Raw genomic sequence first — 19,941 nt, 5'->3', positions numbered from 1 at the left:
CAACATTGCCGGAGCTTCCTGAAGTAGAGACTGTAAGAAAAACATTAAAACATCTCGTCCTTGATAAGGAAATTGCTAACATTACTGTCTTTTGGCCCAAAATCATCAAAAATCCTGTAGAGGTGGAACAATTTATCGATGCCTTAAAAGGAGAAACAATTGTGGATGTAGGCCGAAGAGGGAAATTTTTAATTATTTATACCGATCATTTTGCCTTGGTGTCTCATTTACGTATGGAGGGCAAATATGGTCTGTATCCAAAAGAAGAAGAGCTTGATAAGCACACACATGTGATTTTTCATTTTACGGATGATACCGAGCTGCGGTACCGCGATGTCCGTAAATTTGGGACCATGCATCTCTATAAAAAAGGTGAAGAATTTATACAGCCTCCATTGTTAGAACTTGGTCCGGAACCATTTTCGGAGGAGTTTACAAAGGAATACTTAGCTGAAAAATTAAAAAAGACGAATCGTAGGATTAAAACAGCCTTATTAGACCAAAAATTGTTTGTTGGTCTTGGAAATATCTATGTTGATGAGGCTCTATTTCGTTCAGGTATTCATCCTGAGCGGATTGCGAGTACGCTCAATGAAGAGGAAATATCAGTCCTGCATGATGAGATTGTCGCGACATTAAGTGAGGCAGTTAAAAAAGGCGGCAGTACAATTCGTTCGTATGTTAACTCCCAAGGCCAAATCGGTATGTTTCAGCAGGACCTATACGCGTATGGCCGAAAAGGGGAAGCCTGTAAAAAATGCGGAACACCGCTAGAGAAAATCACTGTAGGCGGTCGGGGAACACACTATTGCCCGAACTGCCAAATAATTTAGTAGTGAACTTTGAAAACGGTCCAGCTATAGCGCCTAAGAATGGAAAAGGTGTATCAAATCATTTTTCAAAGCATTAAAAAAGAAGTAGGAAAAATATTTTCCTACTTCAAAATCCAAACTATGGAGTAATTCGGAAATCATTTTTTATTCAAGATTGGCATGCCTGCCATACATCTTATTCGTATCTAATCCCTTTTTCTCCATGAATCGTAAAATTATCGCGTCAAAAAAGAGCAGAAGGGTTTGTTCAAACAGCGAACCCATTGGTTGAATGGTTTTATAATTGCCTTCTGATTGATCCTTTGGGGACCCAGGTAATTGAATGGTGAAATCAGCTAGCTGTCCAATGGTGGAATTAGGATAGATGGTTACGGCTGCTATTTTTCCACCAATACTTTTGGCTTTTTCAGCCATGGAGACTAGGCTTTTTGTTTCACCCGAGCCTGAACCGATAATCAAAACATCATCTTTTTCAAAAGTAGGGGTTACCGTTTCACCTATAACATAGGAATCAATTCCCATGTGCATCATTCTCATGGCAAAGGATTTTGCCATTAATCCTGATCTTCCTGCACCTGCCACAAAGACTTTCTTGGATTCAAGAATTCCGTTTAACAGCTTTTCAGCTTCTTCATCCTTTATTAAAGAAATAGAGCGGCTTAGCTCTGTTAAAATTTCTGCAAAATATTGAGTGGCTTGCATTTTTAGTAAAGGACAGCCATTTCATCTTTTATCATTTGCTGCATTTTTGCCGCCGCATCCTTTTTATCAGCTTGTCCCGTAATACCGCCGCCCACAATGACAAGATCTGGTTGTACTTTTAAAGCTTCTGGAAGGGTTTCTAATTTAATACCGCCTGCGATGGCTGTTTTGGCATTTTTTACAACGCTTTTAATCGTCTGAAGGTCTTCAAATGAATTTTTTCCCACTGCCTGCAAATCATATCCAGTATGAACACAAATATAATCCACACCCATTGTATCAACTTCTTTTGCGCGTTCAGACAGATTTTTTACAGCAATCATGTCCACAAGGATCTTTTTCCCTTGTTTTTTAGCTTCCGCAACCGCACCCTTGATTGATTCATCTTCTGCTGTACCAAGGATTGTAATAATATCTGCGCCGGCTTCGGATGCTTTCATGACTTCATAACCAGCAGCATCCATAATTTTTAAGTCTGCTAATACTTTTAAATTAGGGAATGCATCTTTTACTGCTTTTACTGCATGGAGACCTTCATTAATGACAACCGGCGTGCCGATTTCAACAATATCAATATGATCTTCCACCTCTTTGATCAGTTCAATTGCTTGTGGAATATTGACTAAATCTAATGCTAATTGTAATTCCATCTATATTTCACTCCTCATGATTAGTTTAATTTGTTGCACTATAGTATTAATGCCCTCGAATGACATGAAATTCACTCGGCATCTGTAACCAATGTGCGCAATCATTGGTATAGTGGTTAGTATAATAGCTATATTTAAATTTGAGAAGTACGCACTTTATTTTTACATAGTGTCAAAAAGTATACTAAGTGATAAACTAAGTAGGGGGTGAACATATGTCACGAACGAGTGAAAAAATCTTTAATTGTGAAAAAGAACTTACCCTTTCTGTTATCGGGGGGAAATGGAAAATGCTGATTTTGTGGCATTTAGGCAAACAAGGAACAAAGCGCTTTAGTGAACTAAAGGCTCTCATTCCTGGAATTACACAAAGAATGCTTGTTAACCAATTACGTGAACTGGAAGAAGACCTTATCATCGATAGGAAGGTTTATCCTGTAGTTCCGCCAAAAGTGGAGTATTCCTTGACCAAGCAGGGAAAGAGTTTAATGCCGATTCTTGATGCCATGTATGAATGGGGAAAAAATTATATGGAAAATGTGATTGGAGAGCTCCCAAATAGCAGTACATCTGTAAAGTAGATAGGCAATAAATCGCGTGACACCAACATAAAGCTGTCCCTTGAACTTATGATGAACAAAGATTTACTCCTAATCACATGGGATGGGCTCCTTCCATATACTATCGTAGTGATTTCGGAGGAAGGAGCCCTAGACATCATGGTTCAGTTGTTCTCACTTCTTATTTTAGCTTTTGCGCTCAGTCTCGACAGTTTTAGCGTTGGCTTCACCTATGGGTTAAGGAAAATGGTGATGCCGCTTAGATCCGTTTTAATTATTGCCACTTGCTCGGCTGTCTCATTAATGATAGCCGTGTCCATTGGACATGGGCTGGAAAAGATACTGTCACCCAAACTAACGGCAAGCCTTGGAGGAATCATCTTAATCGCCCTTGGTGCATGGGTGTTATATCAGTTTTTTCGGCCAGAGAAGGAAAAAGAATTGATAGAGCATGAAAAGACCATTGTAAACTTTGAGATACGTTCTTTAGGAATCGCCATAAACATCCTAAAAAAGCCGATGTCTGCCGATTTTGACCAATCTGGAACGATTACAGGGGTCGAGGCCTTAATGCTTGGCTTTGCCTTATCACTAGATTCTTTTGGTGCAGGGATTGGGGCGGCCATGCTTGGGTATTCTCCCTTTTCTTTAGCATTAGCGGTCGCCGTCATGAGTTCTCTATTTGTTCTGTTAGGGATCAAAAGTGGCGCATTTTTTCATAAATTTGAATGGGTTCAAAAATTTACTTTCTTACCAGGAGTCTTATTAATTATCATTGGAGTTATGAAGTTATAACCCTAGAAAGGAACAAAGCATGTCACTCGTTATAGGTCTAACAGGCGGAATTGCCAGTGGAAAAAGTACAGTATCAAACATGTTAAAGGAAATGTCTATCACCGTTATTGATGCAGATGTTGAAGCCCGCTTAGCGGTCATGAAAGGTGAACCTGCTTACCAGAAAATTCTTGCCGAATTTGGCGATGAAATTCTTTTAGAAACTGGAGAAATTGACCGGCAAAAACTTGGTGCTATTATCTTTCATCAAGCTGATCAACGGCAGCGGTTAAATGAAATAACCCATCCGGAAGTAAGACGAAGAATGCTAGAACAAGTGGAGACTGCCAAGAGGAATAATGAAGAGGTAGTGATTTTGGATATTCCTTTATTATTTGAAAGTAACCTAACCGCGATGGTTGAAAAAACGATACTGGTTTATGTTGATCGTGACATACAATTGCAAAGATTAATGGAAAGAAATAACCTAACCCATGAAGATGCACAAGCTAGAATCAATTCTCAGATGCCATTATCTGAAAAAATTAAGCTTGCTGACGCTGTAATAAATAATAATGGATCGCTTGATGAGACGAAACAACAGCTGCTTGTGATACTTGCTAAATGGGGAATAACACAAGAATAATGGAAAAGAGAAGGGACTAACCCCTTCTCTTTTTGCTTTAGACAAATTTTTAAAAATATCCGCGATTAAATGATCACAATTAAACTTTAATGTGTTATACTAATTGTAACAATACTTGATAACAGTATAACACTAATACGGAAGGGGCCGTAAAATGAAAGCGAGAATTGCGATCAATGGGTTTGGGAGAATTGGAAGGATGGTTTTTAGAAAAGCAATTTATGAAGGGAATCTTGAGGTTGTAGCAATCAATGCGAGCTATCCGGCAGAAACCTTAGCTCATCTCATTAAGTATGATACAAATCATGGGACATTTCAGGGAGATGTTATCCCTTTAGATAATGAATTAATCGTAAATGGTAAACGAGTTAAACTATTAAATAATCGTGTCCCTGAGGAATTACCTTGGAGGGAACTTGGGATTGATATTGTCATTGAGGCTACGGGAAAATTTAATTCTCGTGAACATGCCGCACTTCATCTGGAAGCAGGTGCTAAAAAGGTTATCTTAACAGCGCCGGGTAAAAATGAGGACGTTACCATTGTAATGGGAGTAAATGAAGACATGCTTGATCTTAATCAGCATGATATTATTTCTAATGCTTCGTGTACGACCAACTGCCTCGCACCTGTTGCAAAGGTCTTGGATCAAACATTCGGTATCGAATCTGGTTTAATGACAACCATTCACGCTTATACAAACGATCAGAAGAATATTGATAATCCGCATAAGGACTTACGAAGAGCCCGATCATGTGGACAATCTATTATTCCAACGACAACAGGAGCGGCTAAGGCCATATCATTGGTGCTTCCGCAATTAAAAGGAAAACTGCATGGGATGTCCTTACGTGTGCCGACTCCTAATGTTTCATTAGTGGACTTAGTTGTCGATCTAAAATGTGATGTTACACTAGACGATATTAATCAAGCGTTTTTAGAAGCTGCAAATGGCTCGTTAAAAGGAATTTTGGATGTTACGATGGAGCCTTTAGTATCTGTAGACTTTAATACAAACTCCCATTCTGCTATTATTGATGGTCTCTCAACAATGGTAATGGGAACAAGGAAAGTCAAGGTCTTAGCTTGGTATGATAATGAATGGGGCTATTCATCACGAGTGGTTGATCTCGCCCTGTATGTGGCAGAGGAAATCGCTAAAATGTCAAAGGTGAAAGTCAGCTAATAATCCCTTTGTGGGAAGTCCTTCTTTAGGCCAAATGAGCAAATTTTTCTGCTTCCTAATAAAAAATATGAAAAGAGGTGTACTAATTCGTACTCCTCTTTTTATATTTTTAACAGAATGTTGTAAAATAGAGAAAAAGGAAGAAACTTGGAGGGTTTATATGGCTATCATGGTGAATATTTTTACACGATTTAAAAAACAACTAGAAACGTCTGACCGTAATACGGATGTTTCGTTAAAAACGCACTATTATAAAGGGACCTTTAATCAATTATTTCAGTCGGTTGAGAAATTATTTCACGACGATGCGGACTGTCGAGTCACCACTGTATCCAAAGACCATGGGGAGATTGCGGTTGAAATAAATAAACCTATTCCATGCTTTCTAGTCGTCACGATTGTTTCTGTAAAACCAATGGAAACAGCAGTTGATTTTAATATTTCGTCAGAGAGTTTTTCTCTCCTAGGTATATATCCACAATTGAAAAAGAGGATTGAATCTTATTATGAACGAATCAATCGATTACATAACCTTGTCGAAATAAGAAAAAACTCGTAATCCGCTACTTGTGTTAAAGCCCTCTTTTTTATAAGATAAAGTTAAGGATTTTGTTCGGAAATAGAGGGCTGGTTTAAAAGATGTATAAACACAACGTATAACGCCTTTGTCTTCGCCCCTTTAGGGGAACACCAGTTGGCAAGTTCTTTTATTCAGATTTGGAGTTGATTAACAATGAAGTGCCCTTCATGTCAAAATTACGGTACACGTGTGCTTGATTCCCGGCCTGTTGATGAAGGACGTGCAACACGGAGAAGAAGAGAATGCGAGGAATGCGGTTATCGGTTTACTACATTTGAAAAGATTGAAGAGATTCCCCTGATTGTGGTGAAAAAGGAAGGAACAAGAGAAGAATTCAGCCGTGATAAAATTCTAAGGGGCCTAATTAAGGCGTGTGAGAAACGCCCTGTCGCCTTAAAGGAATTAGAAGATATAACGCACGGTGTGGAAAAAGACCTTCGCAGCCAAGGGATTTCTGAAATCAAAAGTGAAGCGGTTGGCGAAATGGTTATGGACAGGCTGGCACACGTAGATGAAGTTGCCTATGTGCGATTTGCCTCTGTGTACCGCCAATTTAAAGATATTAATGTTTTTATAGACGAACTAAAAGAATTAATAAAAAAGGAAAAATCGTAAAAGGAGCTGATGATTTTAGCTCTTTTTGTTTACAAAGCGGAAGCGCCTTGACCAGGGGCGACAAGCATAAGACAATCCGGTGAGAAGGTTGCACTTTAACCTTCTTGCCGGATTGACTTATGATCTCGAGCCCCTAGGCGCTGTAGCTGGACTTTTATTATACAATTTTCAGAGGAAAGGTTGGATTGATATGGCGCAGCATTGGCAGGAAATTCTTCCTATCGACCGTTATATAGTAGCTGCCGGCGGGCTGCTGCATGAATATGACCGTAAAGTGCTGACGTTTTTATATCAGCCGCTGATAGGGTCAGCTTGCTTAAGTTTATACATGACGCTTTGGGCAGAACTGGAGGAAAATCGCCTCTGGTCTGAATCATCGACACACCATCTATTGATGAATCTTATGGGAATGAATTTAAAGGATATTTACGAAGCTAGGTTAAAGCTAGAGGGAATCGGGTTAATCAAAACCTATGTTAAGACAGGAGATGAAGAGCGTTCCTTCATTTATGAGCTCCAGCCGCCTTTAAATCCGGAGCAGTTCTTTTTAGATGGAATGTTGAACATTTATTTATTCCGGAAAATCGGGAAGAACCATTTTTCCCGATTGAAGCGATTTTTTACTGATCAACAAAAACCAAAGGAAACGGAATATCAGAATGTAACGAAGGCATTCCAAGATGTGTTTGCCTCTGCCACCCTCGGGAGCATGCAATATATACAAGATGTTTCAGGAGAATTAAAAGCGGAGGATGATGAACAATTTATTAGCCGTCAGGAACAGCAGGGGATTCAAATTGATATCGATACTTTTGATTTTGGTTTGCTATTGGCCGGCTTAAATGAATCACTTGTCCCTAAAAAGGCATTAACGAAAAAAGTAAAAGAAGTGATTAGTAATCTGTCATTCCTATATAATATAAATCCGATTGAAATGAAAAATTTAATTCTTGATGCCATTAATCCAAATAATGAAATTGATCTCGCGGACTTAAGAAAAGCAGCACGAAACTGGTATCAATTTGAAAATAATGAGCAATATCCAAGCTTAGTGGAACGGACACAGCCGCCTAGATACCGTAATCAATTAGACGAGCCAAAGACGAAAGAAGAGGAGTTAGTCCGTTCGTTGGAAACCACATCCCCTGTTAAGGTATTTAGAGACGCATCACATGGAATTGAACCTTCTGATACCGAATTGAAAATTATTGAAGATGTCATGTCCAAGAAGAAACTGCTGCCTGGTGTTGTCAATGTGCTCATCCAATATGTTCTGTTAAAAGCAGATTCGAAATTTACTAAGAACTATGTCGAGCAAATTGCCAGCCACTGGGCACGGAAGGAAGTTAAAACCGTTAAAGAAGCGATGGAATTAGCGAGAAGTGAACATAGTAAGTATCTTTCTTGGGATGAAGAGAAGAAAAATAGAAGAACATCAAATAAAAAACCTATTAGGACCGAACTTTTGCCTGATTGGTTTGATAAAGATCCAAAAAATGAACCTGTGGAAGTCCTAAAAGAAAAAGATCCTGATTTAGAGGCTAAAAAACGTGAAATAGAAGAAATGTTAAAAGCAATCGATGATTAAGAGGTGACATATGGAAAAGATTAACCGAACGCTAAACCGGATAGCCTCAAGTGAGAGTTTTCAAAAACGATATGAAAAAATGCGCCAAGAAACGCTGTCGCATCCTGCAGTGAAATCATTTATTAGGGAACATGAACATGAGTTGACCAAGGATACAATTGAAAAGGGCTTAAACAAGCTTTACGAGTATATTAATCAAAGCCAAGAATGTAATAAGTGTGAAAGTCTTAATGGCTGTATTAATATGATGAAGGGATATCAGCCCGAGTTGGTATTAGTAAGGAATTCAATTGATGTAAGATATGAACGATGTCCAAGAAAAATGATGGATGATGAAAAACGAAAAAATGAAAAGTTAATTAAAAGTTTATATGTTCCTAAAGATATCTTGAATGCAACGTTTGAGGACTTTGAACATGATAATAATCGAATTGATGCCATTCAACGATCCCTGTCGTTTATTTTAAACTATGAACAAGGGAAGCAGGCAAAAGGCTTATATTTATACGGAGAATTTGGTGTTGGGAAATCGTATATACTTGGCGCCATTGCGAACAAGCTGGCCAAAAAACAAATTTCCTCTATGATTGTTTATGTCCCGGAATTATTACGGGAAATGAAAAGTTCAATTGCCGATTCTACCTTAAACGAAAAAATAGAGGCCTTGAAAAAAGAACCGATTTTAATGCTGGATGATATTGGCGCGGAGGCCGTATCCAGTTGGACAAGGGATGAGGTCCTTGGTCCGATCCTCCAATTCCGAATGCTCGAGAACCTTCCAACCTTTTTTACGTCAAACTTTGATTTAAAAGGGCTGGAGCACCATTTAACCTATAGCCAGCGCGGTGAGGAAGAGAAAATGAAAGCCCGGAGAATTATGGAAAGAATCCGTACCTTGAGTGAGCCTGTTTTAGTAGATGGGCCAAACAGAAGATAATAGTAACATGAAAGGATTGCCTGTAAACATATGGCGGTCCTTTTTTTATTTAAATAACAATTCTAAGGCTGTGCATACTTCTATTTTGGTCAAGTCCCCCATATATATTAAACAGAGATTTTTCTAAAAAAGGGGGGATTTGGTTGGCGGAAATCATCTTCCAAAGCAAGATAGATGCGAACCGGTTTTATAACCACTTGCTAACGTATTTACCATTCAATTCTGATGAAAAAACTATTCTTCTTATAGAAGATCGACATATAGTACAAGTGTTAGATGGTATCTTTTCTAATGATATGTTTAATAAGGTGAAAAAAGCCTTTTATGATTTTATTACCACCGTGAAACGTGATGATTGGTTTCGAGATATAATTAAGAATCACTATTTTTTCCAAGATGAAGAAGAACAGCAGTCGATTATGGAGATTATTTATTCCATCCTTGAAGGTCAAAGAGAGGACCTGGCCGCTTTCTTAAAGGAAACCAAAAAAGAGACATCTTTTATTGAAGAGGCAGTTGATCATATTTTTCAAGAACAGGTTTCTTTCTCTTTTGATGCCTTGCTTAAATTTCGCTTGCGGCCATACCTGCAGATGCTCGAAGAATATGTAGAACTCGCTATTGATGAATACAAAATGGAGCAAGAATATCAAATGTTTATTCAAATGCTTCGCGACTTCTTGGTAAAGCGGGAGCCGAAAATGTCAACGCTGCATGTATTATTTGATGAGGAAATCACGTTTTATAATGAGAATTTGGAGGAAATAAAACGAGCTGAACTAACGAAAATGATTGATCGAAAATTATTGGTAAACCATCCGGTATATGTTGATTCTGTTTCCATCGCACCTCTTCTATCGATTGCACCTACGTCCATTTTTCTCTATACAAAAAATCCAGATGAGCCGTTGGTAAGAACAATCAAAAATATTTTTGAAGAACGAGTAACAACTAAAAATTTTACCGCCTTGAGAAGTTTGAAAAAGTGGAACTTGGACCAAGAGTCATCAGAAAATCATGCATAAAATCTTAAATTCTTGTCAATATTTAGTTTTATGTACCTTGCATTTTTAAAAGTAAATCATTATAATAACGTACATAGCAAATATGTAGTAAAAGTAATGATAAGGACAACAGTATTTTTTTACGGTTTAAAGAGAGGAAGACCAACGGCTGAAAGTCTTCTAACACGGAATTAATACTTACCACCTTTAAACTTCGGCAGTGAACTCTTCATTTTCTGATGGGGAAAGTAATTGTTGACGGCCACAGCCGTTACCTGACCAAAGTCATTTTTAATGGATTTATTAAAAGTGAAAAATTGGGTGGAACCACGTGTTAATCAAAACTCGTCCCTATTCCTAGGGACGGGTTTTTTTATTTTTTTTGCTGTGTTAATCTTGAATGTTGATTTCCGCTCCAGGCGGCTTCGCTTTCCGCGGGCGTGCCGGGGAGCCTCCTCGGCGCATTTGCGCCTGTGAGGTCTCCCCTGCCCCGTACTCCCGCAGGAGTCTTCGCCGCCTTCCGCTCCAATCAATATGCTAAAAATTATCAATAACCTTTAACACAGCCATTTTTTAAAAGCGATTTGTAGTCCAAATGGCTTCAGGCGCTTAAATTTAAAGGAGGAGTTAATATGTCAGATGTTGTTAAGATTTCGTTTCCTGATGGAGCAGTAAAGGAGTTTCCAAAAGGAACAACAACGGAAGATATTGCTGCTTCCATCAGCCCGGGCCTAAAGAAAAAGGCAATCGCTGGCAAATGGAACGGACAAATGGTTGATCTTCGCCGTCCCATCTTAGAAGACGGTTCTATAGAAATCGTTGTACCCGAATCAAATGAGGCGTTAGAGGTATTACGCCACAGTACAGCCCACCTAATGGCACAAGCGGTGAGAAGACTATATCCCGATGTCAATTTAGGGGTCGGACCGGTTATTGAAGGCGGCTTCTATTATGACATGGACCTTGATGTATCATTAACACCCGAGGATTTGCCAAAGATTGAGAAGGAAATGGCGAAAATCGTCAATGAAAATCTTGAAATTGTTCGTAAGGAAGTCAGCCGTGTTGAAGCGGTACAGCTTTTTAAAGAAGCTGGAGATCCTTACAAGCTTGAGCTAATTGAAGCAATTCCGGATGAAGAAACAGTAACAATCTATGAGCAGGGTGAATTTTTCGACCTTTGCCGTGGAGTACATGTTCCGTCTACTGGAAAAATCAAAGAGTTTAAACTGCTAAGTATTGCGGGTGCTTATTGGCGCGGCAACAGCGATAATAAAATGCTGCAGCGAGTTTACGGTACTGCTTTCTTCAAGAAGGAAGACTTAAAAGAGCATCTTCGTTTATTAGAAGAAGCGAAAGAGCGTGACCATCGTAAAATCGGAAAAGAATTAAGTCTTTTCACAAGTAACCAATTAGTTGGTCAGGGCTTGCCATTATGGCTTCCTAAAGGGGCAACGATCCGCCGTGTGATTGAACGTTACATCGTCGATAAAGAACAGCGTCTTGGTTATGACCACGTGTATACGCCAATTATGGGAAGCGTAGATTTATACAAAACTTCCGGTCACTGGGATCATTATCATGAAGACATGTTCCCGATTATGGAAATGGATAATGAGCAATTAGTGCTCCGTCCAATGAACTGTCCGCATCATATGATGGTCTACAAAAACAGCATGCACAGCTATCGTGAGCTTCCAATTCGGATTGCGGAACTTGGTCTAATGCATCGTTATGAAATGTCAGGGGCCTTAGCAGGATTGCAGCGTGTTCGTGGGATGACTTTAAATGATGCTCATATTTTCGTCCGTCCAGATCAAATTAAAGATGAATTCAAGCGTGTTGTGAATTTAATTCTAGAAGTATATAAAGACTTTAATATTAACGATTACTCGTTCCGTCTTTCTTACCGCGATCCGCAGGATACTGAAAAGTACTTTGATGATGATGCGATGTGGGAAAAAGCACAAAGCATGTTGAAAGAAGCAATGGATGATCTCGGTCTTGATTATTTCGAAGCTGAAGGAGAAGCAGCTTTCTATGGTCCTAAGCTCGATGTGCAGGTAAGAACTGCATTGGGTAAAGACGAAACATTATCAACTGTTCAATTGGATTTCTTGCTTCCTGAACGTTTTGACCTAAATTATGTCGGCGAAGACGGAAAGCAGCATCGTCCTGTTGTTATTCACCGCGGCGTTGTATCAACAATGGAACGGTTTGTTGCTTACTTGATTGAAGAATACAAAGGGGCATTCCCAACATGGCTTGCTCCAGTACAGGTACAAGTGATACCAGTTTCACCTGACGCACATTATGACTATGCGAAACAAGTTCAGGAACAGCTGCAAAATGAAGGCTTCCGTGTAGAATTAGATGGCCGTGATGAAAAAATCGGCTATAAAATTCGTGAAGCGCAAATGCTGAAAATACCATATATGCTGGTTGTTGGTGACAAAGAAGTGGAAGACAATGCTGTCAACGTCCGGAAATATGGAGAACAGAAATCAGAAACGATCGCCTTTGGTGATTTCCTTGCAGGACTTCTAGCAGAAGTAAAACGCGGCTAAGCTTATAATGAAAAATACCACAGCCTTTTTGGGCTGTGGTATTTTTATTATCTTTTTGGGGGATATTAGTCCTCGAGCTGGAAAGTATGAGTAAAATGAGTCTTCCCGTTCTCATCCTGTATTTCAACAACTGCCTGCTTGTTTTCAGGGTTCACCTTAAACACACCGAAATTGAAGAAATTACCTTCTGCGTATAATTTTTCAGGACCAAAAGTTGGGTCGAGGGTTCCTGGATTGATTTTTACAGCGCCAATCGGGCCGCTGATTAGTTCATTATAATCGGTTTTTCCGTCATGGTTGGCATCATATTTGATCACTTCTGCAAAATGAACATCAGTGGTGACGAAAAAGACGTTTTTAATCCCTTTTTCAATGATAAAATCAGAGAATTTTTTGAATTCGTTCTCATATCCAGTTGGGTCATTTGGATTTACATTATTCCCATTTGCCCATCCATCCCTAGCCATGGCTTTTCCGGTTGGCACTGAGATTGGCACAGATGTGGCTACTAGTTTTACTTTAGCATCCGACTCGAGTAGCTGCTGCTCCAGCCATTTTACCTGTTCATCACCTAGCATAGTTTTATCTGTTCCATCTGCCTGTGTATTTGGTGAGCGGTAGCCGCGGTTGTTAAGGATCATCATATCCATTGTATTACCCCAAGAATACTTATGATATAGCTTGTCTGACGAACTGCGCTCACTTGAAATCGGCCAATAGTCCTCAAACGCTCTTAAACCGGTTGGGGTGAGTTCCTGGGATGGCCCTGAAAAGTCGTTCGTTACTTCATGGTCATCCCAAATCGAGAACGTCCCTGTTTTTTGCAAAAGGCTGCGCAAACCAGAATCCGTACGGTTTTCTTTATATTTAGCCCAGAAATCCTGAACGGTTTGAGAAGGAGGATTAGGCACAGCTGGTGTTTTATTATCTGCATAAATGGTGTCCCCGCTGAACAGGAAGAAGTCTGGATTTAAAGCCGACATTGCTTTGAAAGAATTATAAGGTGGAATCTCTCCCTGGCCGCCAGTATCTCCGCCCCATATCATTGTCAAGGGCTTTAAGCTGTTTTCCTTCGGTGCGGTTTTAAAGGATCCGGTAACCATATACTTGCTGGAAACAGCATGAGCACGATAATAGTATTTTGTATCGGCACTTAATCCGTTGACCTCTATATTTACCGTAAAATCATCCTCTTTAGAAGCATGACCGGTTTTTACGATCGTATCATTTTTAAAATTGCTGTTAGTTGAAATTTCGAATTGGACTCCTGAGTCTTTATTCGTTCGGGTCCATAAAATAGCTGAAGAATCCGTTACATCTCCGCTTGCCACTCCATGTGAAATAAACGGTTTCTTAAGCAGATCGTCCAACATGTCAGGGGTATTTGTGAATTCTCCATCGACACCAAGAGAGAGCATGGATACCAAATCGTCCTGAGAATTTACGGTCCAAGGATGAACCAGAAGTTTGTTTTGATGAGCAGCTTCCATGAGCTTCGGAACCACAAGCTCCTTGCTCGGACCTACACCGGAAGCATAATCGGAGATTCGCTTCATCTCTTGGTATACATCTTTCCCTGCAAGCATTTTTCCATCATAAAGCTGAATCAGCTTTACGTTAGGGGCAAGTGTTTTTAACTTCCGAAGGCTATCCTCACTAAATGATTCTAGAAAAAGCTTTTCATCATCTAAGGCATCGGTTTTTTTCAATATTTCGATTACTTTTTCTTCCATTCCAGGGTAAACGTTCGGTGCTTTTGTTTCCATGTAAAGACCGACTTTTCCGTTTCCGTGTTTTTTTACATATTCAATTGCTTCCTCAAGGGTTGGGACATGCTGCCCAATGTATTCTTGTTTCGCTTTATTTGGATAAGCTCTATTAAACCATGAGCCCGCATCAAGTTGTTTGATTTCATCAAGCGTAAAATCCTTAACCCTCCATGGTGCACGGTCCGGATAGAGGTCCTTCACATTCGTTGTTCTTGCCAGAGTTTCATCGTGCATAGCGATTAACTGGCCATCCTTTGTCATTTGTAAATCGAATTCCACATAATCCGCCTTCATCGTCATTGCTTGCTTATAGGCTGCAAGTGTATGTTCTGGACCGTAGGCAGATGCTCCGCGATGAGCAATAACGGCAACATCAGAATTAATCGGGCGTAGTGTAGATTGTCCATTGTCAGTAGCAGTACTTTCAATTGGGTGAGCAAATACTGCCAGAGGAGCTGCCGAAGTTACCGAAAATGACAAACAAGCAAGGCTGGCGATCAAACCTTTTTTCATTTCATATCCATCTCCTATACGTTTATGTATTTCAACATAAAACTATAGGAGAATTGTAAAGTGGGAATTACTAGAATATTAATCTTTTGTAAAAGGAGCATAAACAGTACCTTTTACCTATCAAACCCGTATGTCGACAGCCTTTAGTGGAGGATTGTGATGTATAAGCTGGCTGATAATCATGAATGAACAAGAGCATTTGGAAAGGCAATAACAGTATTTTATAAAAAAACTATTGAATAATTTTTTGTTTCTTGCTACAATAAATTTCGTTGTCAAAGAAAAATAGTTTGTTTGACAAGTAATCTTCGCTATGATATAGTTACTAAGGTAAAATTGAATACTTAATTTTGGGAAAAGAAGAAGCACCCGCTTCTCACCTGATTGACGCTAGTTAAGCAGTTGGCAGGTTTTACGTGAACTTTTTGTTTATTACTTATGTTCTGTAAAGTGTGGGTGTATTCATCCGCACTTTTTTGTTTGTGTACTTAAGAAATAGCACTTTTAAAAGTATTTCATGCCTGTCAATCAACTAGGGTGTCAAACAATAAGGTGATCTTATTCTTGTACCCCATAAGTTGTATTCTTGATAAAACCTTGGAGGTGGCTAATTATTAGCAAAGACATGTTGTTGAATGAGGGCATCCGTGCTCGAGAAGTTCGTTTAATTGACCAGAATGGCGAACAATTGGGGATTAAGACCAAATTTGAAGCATTGGAAATCGCCGGAAGAGTAAACCTTGATTTGGTACTTGTAGCACCAAATGCAAAGCCTCCGGTAGCCCGAATTATGGACTATGGCAAATTCAAATTCGAGAATCAAAAGAAAGAAAAAGAAGCACGTAAGAATCAAAAGATTATTACTACTAAAGAAGTTCGTCTAAGCCCAACAATAGATGAACATGACTTTAATACAAAGCTTCGTAATGCCATTAAATTTTTGGAAAAAGGCGACAAGGTAAAAGCTTCTATCCGTTTTAAGGGCCGAGCGATTACCCATAAAGAAATCGGTCAACGTGTGTTAGACCGTTTTTCCGAAGCGTGCAAGGAAGTTGCGACCATTGAATCACACCCAAAAATGGATGGACGCAGCATGTTCCTAGTTTTAGCACCTAAAAACGATAAGTAATAAGGAGGACAATCATAATGCCAAAAATGAAAACTCACCGCGGCGCTGCAAAGCGTTTCAAGAAAACTGGTTCTGGTCAACTAAAGCGTGACCATGCTTATACAAGCCACTTATTCGCTAACAAATCTACAAAAGCTAAGCGTAAGCTTCGCAAATCAGGCCTTGTTTCAAAAGGCGATTTTAAACGCATTCGTCATCTACTAACTTACGTAAAATAATATAAGTGATCGATTCATAGGAGGGAAATTACATGCCACGTGTAAAAGGCGGTACTGTTACTCGCAAACGTCGTAAAAGAGTTCTTAAATTAGCAAAAGGTTATTACGGTTCAAAACATACATTATATAAAGTTGCTAACCAACAGGTTATGAAATCATTACAATATGCTTTCCGTGACCGTCGTCAGGTTAAGCGCGATTTCCGCAAACTTTGGATTACTCGTATCAACGCAGCAGCTCGTATCAACGGTCTTTCTTACAGCCGTTTAATGCATGGCTTAAAGCTTGCTGGTATCGAAGTAAACCGCAAGATGCTTTCTGAACTTGCTATTAGCGATGCAAATGCATTTGCTGAATTAGCAAACACAGCTAAACAACAATATAACAAGTAATTACTAATAAAAGCCATTCTCTAATGAGGATGGCTTTTTCTATAAAAGGGGAAAAAAATGAAGGTATTAATTATCGCTGTAATTGTTATGAACTTAGTCGGGCTGTTGATTATGGGAGAGGATAAAAAGCGTGCCAAAAAGCATGAATATCGAATTAGTGAGCGGACACTTTGGATGGTGGCAATCTTTGGCGGGGCAATTGGGACCACTGCAGGAATGCAGCTTTACCGTCATAAAACAAAACATACATCCTTTAAGCTAGGGTTCCCTATTCTTGCCATCCTCGAGATGATCATTTTTTTAAAAATAATCATTTAAAAGCCGCATGATCTGCGGCTAGTCTATAAAAACTCTTTCACCGTACTTTTCCAATGAATATCCGCATTTGGATATTTCTGGCGTATTTTTTCAGTTAGAAAAGTGAAGTCTTCTTTTATGAGTCCTGTTAGTGCAGCAGGATTGTTGGGCCAAATAAAGACTGATTCAACATCAAATCCATTATCCTTTTTACCCATATATTTTTCGCCAACAAACACGGCACCTTGATACGTCACAATGAAGTTCTTTCTAATATCTTCATCATCCAGAAGCAAAAATCGTTTATGTTTACGAGCTGTTTCAAGTTTACGGGACGAGTTGAAAAAAGATTTGATCCCCAAGTAAACGATGAAGAAAAGTAAGAACAATAATATAAAACGCAGCAACCAGATCATGGTTTTGCCCCCTACCCTAGACGATATTACTTTTTAATACGGTTACGAAAAACAGAAGTTTCACTATTTTTGTGTTTTGATATAATTTCTTAAAGGAGCTTACTATTACATAAATCGAAACGATTGGAGGATAATTATGACCTACACGGTTAAGGTTAATTTAATTCATGAGGATGCTTTATTGCCAAATCGGGCTTATGAAGGTGATGCTGGGTTTGATTTATTCTCAGTAGAGGAGAAAGTCATAAAAACGGGAGAAGCGGCACTGATACAAACAGGTATTCAGTTAGAATTGCCAAAAGGAACGGAAGCTCAGATTCGACCAAGAAGTGGTTTGGCCTTAAATCATTCTATTACTGTTTTAAATAGTCCAGGCACTATAGATGAAGGCTATAGAGGAGAAATTAAGATCATTTTAATTAATCATGGAAAAAAAGATTTTGTCATAAAGAAGAAAATGAAAATTGCTCAAATGGTCATTGCTCCTATTGCTAAAGTTGATCTTATCGAAGCAGATGTTTTAACAGGTTCTGAGAGGGGAACTGGTGGTTTTGGTTCATCTGGGACCACGATCAACTCCTAAGCTATGAACGTAGTTTGAAAAATTTATGGCAGGAAGAATTAAAGGAAGGTGGTCCTGGATGACAGAGAGTAGAACGAATCCTAAGGTTGATGAATTTTTAAATAAAGCAAAACAGTGGAAGGAAGAATATGAGAAATTGAGAGAGATTGTTCTTGACTGTGAGCTGACCGAAGAATTTAAGTGGATGCATCCTTGTTACACGTTTGAGAAAAAAAACATCGTTTTAATCCATGGATTTAAAGAATATTGTGCCCTTCTTTTTCCCAAAGGTGCCTTATTAAAGGATGCCCAAGGGATACTAATCCAACAAACGGAGAATGTACAGGCGGCGCGCCAAATTCGGTTCACCAACGTTCAAGAAATCATTGCAATGGAAACGATCGTGAAAGACTATATTTATGAAGCGATTGAAGTTGAAAAAGCTGGTTTGGAAGTAACCTTTAAAAAGAATACAGATTATAGTATTCCTGAAGAATTTCAACATAAATTAGATGAGATCCCTGCCCTGAAAACGGCTTTCGAAGCATTAACGCCGGGACGGCAAAGAGCATACCTTCTTTATTTCGCTCAACCTAAACAATCTAAAACTCGAGTGTCTAGGGTTGAAAAGTATATGCAGCAAATTCTCGATGGAAAGGGATTAAATGATTAGTCCATTTTTACAAAAATATCCATATGATTCATAGCTGCGCTTGGCATGGTCGGAAGTAAGGCGGTCAGCCCCAAATAGGCCCTGCCGTCGATTATTTGAACCAAAAATTTGTAGCTTGGCAGTTTCGTTTTGTATAATAAGGTCGTACATACCTATTAGGGGGCTTAAACATGGCAAAACTAGATGAAACATTAACAATGTTGAAGGATTTAACAGATGCCAAAGGTATTCCCGGTAATGAGCGTGAAGTCCGTGAAGTGATGAAACAATACATAGCTCCATATGCGGATGAAATCACGACTGATGGAATCGGCAGTTTAATTGCCAAAAAAGTGGGGAAAGAAGGCGGCCCCAAAATAATGGTGGCCGGCCACTTGGATGAAGTTGGTTTTATGATAACGCAAATCGACGACAAAGGCTTCCTTCGCTTTCAAACAGTTGGCGGCTGGTGGGGACAGGTTATGTTGGCTCAGCGCGTCACAATTGTAACAAGGCAAGGTGAGGTAACAGGTATTATCGGTTCTAAACCACCGCATATCTTATCAGCTGAAGCCCGCAAGAAACCAATTGAAATTAAAGATATGTTCATTGATATTGGGGCGTCCAGCCGAGAAGAAGCACAGGGCTGGGGCGTTCGTCCAGGAGACATGGTTGTTCCATATTTTGAATTTACCGTCATGAACAATGAGAAAATGCTATTAGCCAAAGCATGGGATAACCGGATTGGTTGTGCCATTGCGATTGATGTGTTAAGACAGTTGAAAGGCGTTGAACATCCAAACGTGGTTTATGGCGTTGGAAATGTTCAAGAAGAGGTTGGCTTGCGCGGTGCGAAGACAGCTACTTACAAAATTGAACCGGATATCGGTTTTGCTGTGGATGTGGGTATTGCCGGAGATACGCCTGGAATTTCGGAAAGAGAAGCAATGAGCAAAATGGGCAAAGGCCCGCAGGTAGTTGTTTATGATGCTTCTATGGTGGCACATAAAGGGTTGCGTGACTTTGTTACAGATACAGCCGATGAGTTGAATATTCCCTATCAATTTGAATCCATCCCTGGCGGTGGCACAGATGCCGGTTCAATCCATTTGACTCATAAAGGTGTACCTGCGCTTGCGATCACGATTGCGACTCGTTATATTCATTCGCATGCAGCAATGCTCCATCGTGATGATTACGAAAATGCGGTTAAATTGATTGTTGAGGTTATTAAGCGTTTAGATCGTGAAACGGTTGATAAGATTACATTTGAATAAAATGTAGTAGACCCTCGGTTAGTATCTAGCCGAGGGATTTTTTTAGAAAAAAAAAGCCGCCAAATTGGCAGCCT

The 19,941-nt window shown here is 39.4% G+C and carries 22 protein-coding genes and 2 other annotated features; of the genes, 18 read left to right on the top strand and 4 right to left on the bottom strand.

The genetic code is table 11. The features are described 5' to 3' along the window. The first annotated feature begins 5 nt into the window (after positions 1-5). On the top strand, positions 6-833 hold the full coding sequence (gene mutM / locus J7E81_RS16940; RefSeq protein ID WP_215044062.1) for a DNA-formamidopyrimidine glycosylase: 828 nt from the start codon (positions 6-8) through the stop codon (positions 831-833). A 144-nt stretch (positions 834-977) separates the two neighbouring features. Here the strand turns inward: mutM and hxlB are convergent, their stop codons facing one another. Both hxlB and hxlA read right to left on the bottom strand, forming a co-directional pair. Continuing rightward, the gene (hxlB, locus tag J7E81_RS16935) at positions 978-1,535 is read right to left on the bottom strand and encodes a 6-phospho-3-hexuloisomerase (RefSeq protein WP_215044060.1); all 558 of its coding nucleotides are present in this window, start codon (positions 1,533-1,535) and stop codon (positions 978-980) included. A gap of 2 nt (positions 1,536-1,537) precedes the next feature. Beyond that, the gene (gene hxlA / locus J7E81_RS16930; RefSeq protein ID WP_215044058.1) at positions 1,538-2,185 is read right to left on the bottom strand and encodes a 3-hexulose-6-phosphate synthase; all 648 of its coding nucleotides are present in this window, start codon (positions 2,183-2,185) and stop codon (positions 1,538-1,540) included. Positions 2,186-2,400: 215 nt separating this feature from the next. Here hxlA and J7E81_RS16925 point away from each other — a divergent pair, with 215 nt between their 5' ends. From J7E81_RS16925 to thrS, 10 genes are all read left to right on the top strand, one after another. Further along, a complete protein-coding gene (locus J7E81_RS16925; RefSeq protein ID WP_215044057.1) occupies positions 2,401-2,766 on the top strand; it encodes a winged helix-turn-helix transcriptional regulator in 366 nt (121 codons plus the stop codon). Positions 2,767-2,904: 138 nt separating this feature from the next. After that, positions 2,905-3,540, top strand: a complete 636-nt coding sequence (gene ytaF, locus J7E81_RS16920) for a sporulation membrane protein YtaF (RefSeq protein ID WP_215044055.1) — start codon at positions 2,905-2,907, stop codon at positions 3,538-3,540. A 19-nt stretch (positions 3,541-3,559) separates the two neighbouring features. Then, positions 3,560-4,165 carry a dephospho-CoA kinase gene (gene coaE, locus J7E81_RS16915; RefSeq protein ID WP_215044053.1) on the top strand — a complete coding sequence of 202 codons (606 nt, stop codon included), beginning with the start codon at positions 3,560-3,562 and terminating at the stop codon, positions 4,163-4,165. A gap of 154 nt (positions 4,166-4,319) precedes the next feature. Beyond that, positions 4,320-5,351: a glyceraldehyde-3-phosphate dehydrogenase gene (locus tag J7E81_RS16910; RefSeq protein ID WP_215044051.1), complete on the top strand. Its 1,032-nt coding sequence runs from the start codon at positions 4,320-4,322 to the stop codon at positions 5,349-5,351. Positions 5,352-5,511: 160 nt separating this feature from the next. Continuing rightward, entirely contained in the window at positions 5,512-5,910 is a 399-nt protein-coding gene (locus J7E81_RS16905) for a hypothetical protein (protein WP_215044049.1), read from the top strand. A gap of 174 nt (positions 5,911-6,084) precedes the next feature. Beyond that, positions 6,085-6,546, top strand: a complete 462-nt coding sequence (gene nrdR, locus J7E81_RS16900) for a transcriptional regulator NrdR (protein WP_144564449.1) — start codon at positions 6,085-6,087, stop codon at positions 6,544-6,546. 190 nt (positions 6,547-6,736) lie between these two features. Then, positions 6,737-8,134, top strand: a complete 1,398-nt coding sequence (locus J7E81_RS16895; protein WP_215044047.1) for a replication initiation and membrane attachment family protein — start codon at positions 6,737-6,739, stop codon at positions 8,132-8,134. A gap of 10 nt (positions 8,135-8,144) precedes the next feature. Continuing rightward, positions 8,145-9,071 carry a primosomal protein DnaI gene (dnaI, locus tag J7E81_RS16890; RefSeq protein WP_215044045.1) on the top strand — a complete coding sequence of 309 codons (927 nt, stop codon included), beginning with the start codon at positions 8,145-8,147 and terminating at the stop codon, positions 9,069-9,071. A gap of 143 nt (positions 9,072-9,214) precedes the next feature. Further along, positions 9,215-10,096 (top strand): putative sporulation protein YtxC, encoded by an 882-nt coding sequence (ytxC, locus tag J7E81_RS16885; RefSeq protein ID WP_215044043.1) that lies wholly within the window; start codon positions 9,215-9,217, stop codon positions 10,094-10,096. An 87-nt stretch (positions 10,097-10,183) separates the two neighbouring features. Further along, positions 10,184-10,431: a binding site (T-box leader), on the top strand. Positions 10,432-10,707: 276 nt separating this feature from the next. After that, positions 10,708-12,642, top strand: coding sequence for a threonine--tRNA ligase (gene thrS / locus J7E81_RS16880; RefSeq protein WP_215044041.1), 1,935 nt, complete (start codon positions 10,708-10,710; stop codon positions 12,640-12,642). Positions 12,643-12,707: 65 nt separating this feature from the next. On the opposite strand, the gene J7E81_RS16875 is transcribed toward thrS, so the two are convergent. Next, a complete protein-coding gene (locus J7E81_RS16875) occupies positions 12,708-14,924 on the bottom strand; it encodes a glycerophosphodiester phosphodiesterase family protein (protein WP_215044039.1) in 2,217 nt (738 codons plus the stop codon). Positions 14,925-15,275: 351 nt separating this feature from the next. Continuing rightward, positions 15,276-15,408: a sequence feature (ribosomal protein L20 leader region), on the top strand. Positions 15,409-15,534: 126 nt separating this feature from the next. Here J7E81_RS16875 and infC point away from each other — a divergent pair. The 4 genes from infC to J7E81_RS16855 are packed head-to-tail and all read left to right on the top strand — an operon-like array spanning position 15,535 to position 16,981. After that, on the top strand, positions 15,535-16,053 hold the full coding sequence (infC, locus tag J7E81_RS16870; RefSeq protein ID WP_176541431.1) for a translation initiation factor IF-3: 519 nt from the start codon (positions 15,535-15,537) through the stop codon (positions 16,051-16,053). A gap of 17 nt (positions 16,054-16,070) precedes the next feature. Next, positions 16,071-16,271, top strand: a complete 201-nt coding sequence (gene rpmI / locus J7E81_RS16865; protein WP_215044037.1) for a 50S ribosomal protein L35 — start codon at positions 16,071-16,073, stop codon at positions 16,269-16,271. 32 nt (positions 16,272-16,303) lie between these two features. After that, on the top strand, positions 16,304-16,663 hold the full coding sequence (gene rplT / locus J7E81_RS16860; protein ID WP_215044035.1) for a 50S ribosomal protein L20: 360 nt from the start codon (positions 16,304-16,306) through the stop codon (positions 16,661-16,663). Between the two features lie 57 nt (positions 16,664-16,720). After that, entirely contained in the window at positions 16,721-16,981 is a 261-nt protein-coding gene (locus tag J7E81_RS16855) for a DUF1294 domain-containing protein (RefSeq protein WP_215044033.1), read from the top strand. Positions 16,982-17,004: 23 nt separating this feature from the next. Here the strand turns inward: J7E81_RS16855 and J7E81_RS16850 are convergent, their stop codons facing one another. After that, positions 17,005-17,376 (bottom strand): sigma-w pathway protein ysdB, encoded by a 372-nt coding sequence (locus J7E81_RS16850; RefSeq protein WP_215044031.1) that lies wholly within the window; start codon positions 17,374-17,376, stop codon positions 17,005-17,007. A 136-nt stretch (positions 17,377-17,512) separates the two neighbouring features. Here J7E81_RS16850 and dut point away from each other — a divergent pair, with 136 nt between their 5' ends. The 3 genes from dut to J7E81_RS16835 all read left to right on the top strand — a co-directional run bounded on the left by dut (position 17,513) and on the right by J7E81_RS16835 (position 19,867). After that, the gene (dut, locus tag J7E81_RS16845; protein WP_215044029.1) at positions 17,513-17,959 is read left to right on the top strand and encodes a dUTP diphosphatase; all 447 of its coding nucleotides are present in this window, start codon (positions 17,513-17,515) and stop codon (positions 17,957-17,959) included. Positions 17,960-18,017: 58 nt separating this feature from the next. Next, positions 18,018-18,611 (top strand): YdeI/OmpD-associated family protein, encoded by a 594-nt coding sequence (locus J7E81_RS16840; protein ID WP_215044027.1) that lies wholly within the window; start codon positions 18,018-18,020, stop codon positions 18,609-18,611. 170 nt (positions 18,612-18,781) lie between these two features. Further along, positions 18,782-19,867, top strand: coding sequence for a M42 family metallopeptidase (locus tag J7E81_RS16835; RefSeq protein ID WP_215044025.1), 1,086 nt, complete (start codon positions 18,782-18,784; stop codon positions 19,865-19,867). The last annotated feature ends 74 nt before the right edge of the window (positions 19,868-19,941 follow it).

Origin of the sequence: Bacillus sp. ISL-18, from assembly GCF_018613415.1 — a bacterium.
Lineage (GTDB): Bacteria > Bacillota > Bacilli > Bacillales > Cytobacillaceae > Neobacillus.
This window is presented reverse-complemented; position numbering and strand designations above follow the sequence as displayed.

Bases quoted from the DNA above. Each gene is read 5' to 3' on its own strand.
- nrdR (WP_144564449.1), top strand. From the start codon at position 6,085: ATGAAGTGCCCTTCATGTCAAAATTACGGTACACGTGTGCTTGATTCC.
- thrS (WP_215044041.1), top strand. From the start codon at position 10,708: ATGTCAGATGTTGTTAAGATTTCGTTTCCTGATGGAGCAGTAAAGGAG.
- J7E81_RS16895 (WP_215044047.1), top strand. From the start codon at position 6,737: ATGGCGCAGCATTGGCAGGAAATTCTTCCTATCGACCGTTATATAGTA.
- J7E81_RS16875 (WP_215044039.1), bottom strand. From the start codon at position 14,924: ATGAAAAAAGGTTTGATCGCCAGCCTTGCTTGTTTGTCATTTTCGGTA.
- J7E81_RS16910 (WP_215044051.1), top strand. From the start codon at position 4,320: ATGAAAGCGAGAATTGCGATCAATGGGTTTGGGAGAATTGGAAGGATG.
- dut (WP_215044029.1), top strand. From the start codon at position 17,513: ATGACCTACACGGTTAAGGTTAATTTAATTCATGAGGATGCTTTATTG.
- J7E81_RS16925 (WP_215044057.1), top strand. From the start codon at position 2,401: ATGTCACGAACGAGTGAAAAAATCTTTAATTGTGAAAAAGAACTTACC.
- ytaF (WP_215044055.1), top strand. From the start codon at position 2,905: ATGGTTCAGTTGTTCTCACTTCTTATTTTAGCTTTTGCGCTCAGTCTC.
- hxlB (WP_215044060.1), bottom strand. From the start codon at position 1,535: ATGCAAGCCACTCAATATTTTGCAGAAATTTTAACAGAGCTAAGCCGC.
- coaE (WP_215044053.1), top strand. From the start codon at position 3,560: ATGTCACTCGTTATAGGTCTAACAGGCGGAATTGCCAGTGGAAAAAGT.
- J7E81_RS16840 (WP_215044027.1), top strand. From the start codon at position 18,018: ATGACAGAGAGTAGAACGAATCCTAAGGTTGATGAATTTTTAAATAAA.
- hxlA (WP_215044058.1), bottom strand. From the start codon at position 2,185: ATGGAATTACAATTAGCATTAGATTTAGTCAATATTCCACAAGCAATT.
- rplT (WP_215044035.1), top strand. From the start codon at position 16,304: ATGCCACGTGTAAAAGGCGGTACTGTTACTCGCAAACGTCGTAAAAGA.
- J7E81_RS16835 (WP_215044025.1), top strand. From the start codon at position 18,782: ATGGCAAAACTAGATGAAACATTAACAATGTTGAAGGATTTAACAGAT.
- J7E81_RS16850 (WP_215044031.1), bottom strand. From the start codon at position 17,376: ATGATCTGGTTGCTGCGTTTTATATTATTGTTCTTACTTTTCTTCATC.
- dnaI (WP_215044045.1), top strand. From the start codon at position 8,145: ATGGAAAAGATTAACCGAACGCTAAACCGGATAGCCTCAAGTGAGAGT.
- J7E81_RS16905 (WP_215044049.1), top strand. From the start codon at position 5,512: ATGGCTATCATGGTGAATATTTTTACACGATTTAAAAAACAACTAGAA.
- rpmI (WP_215044037.1), top strand. From the start codon at position 16,071: ATGCCAAAAATGAAAACTCACCGCGGCGCTGCAAAGCGTTTCAAGAAA.
- J7E81_RS16855 (WP_215044033.1), top strand. From the start codon at position 16,721: ATGAAGGTATTAATTATCGCTGTAATTGTTATGAACTTAGTCGGGCTG.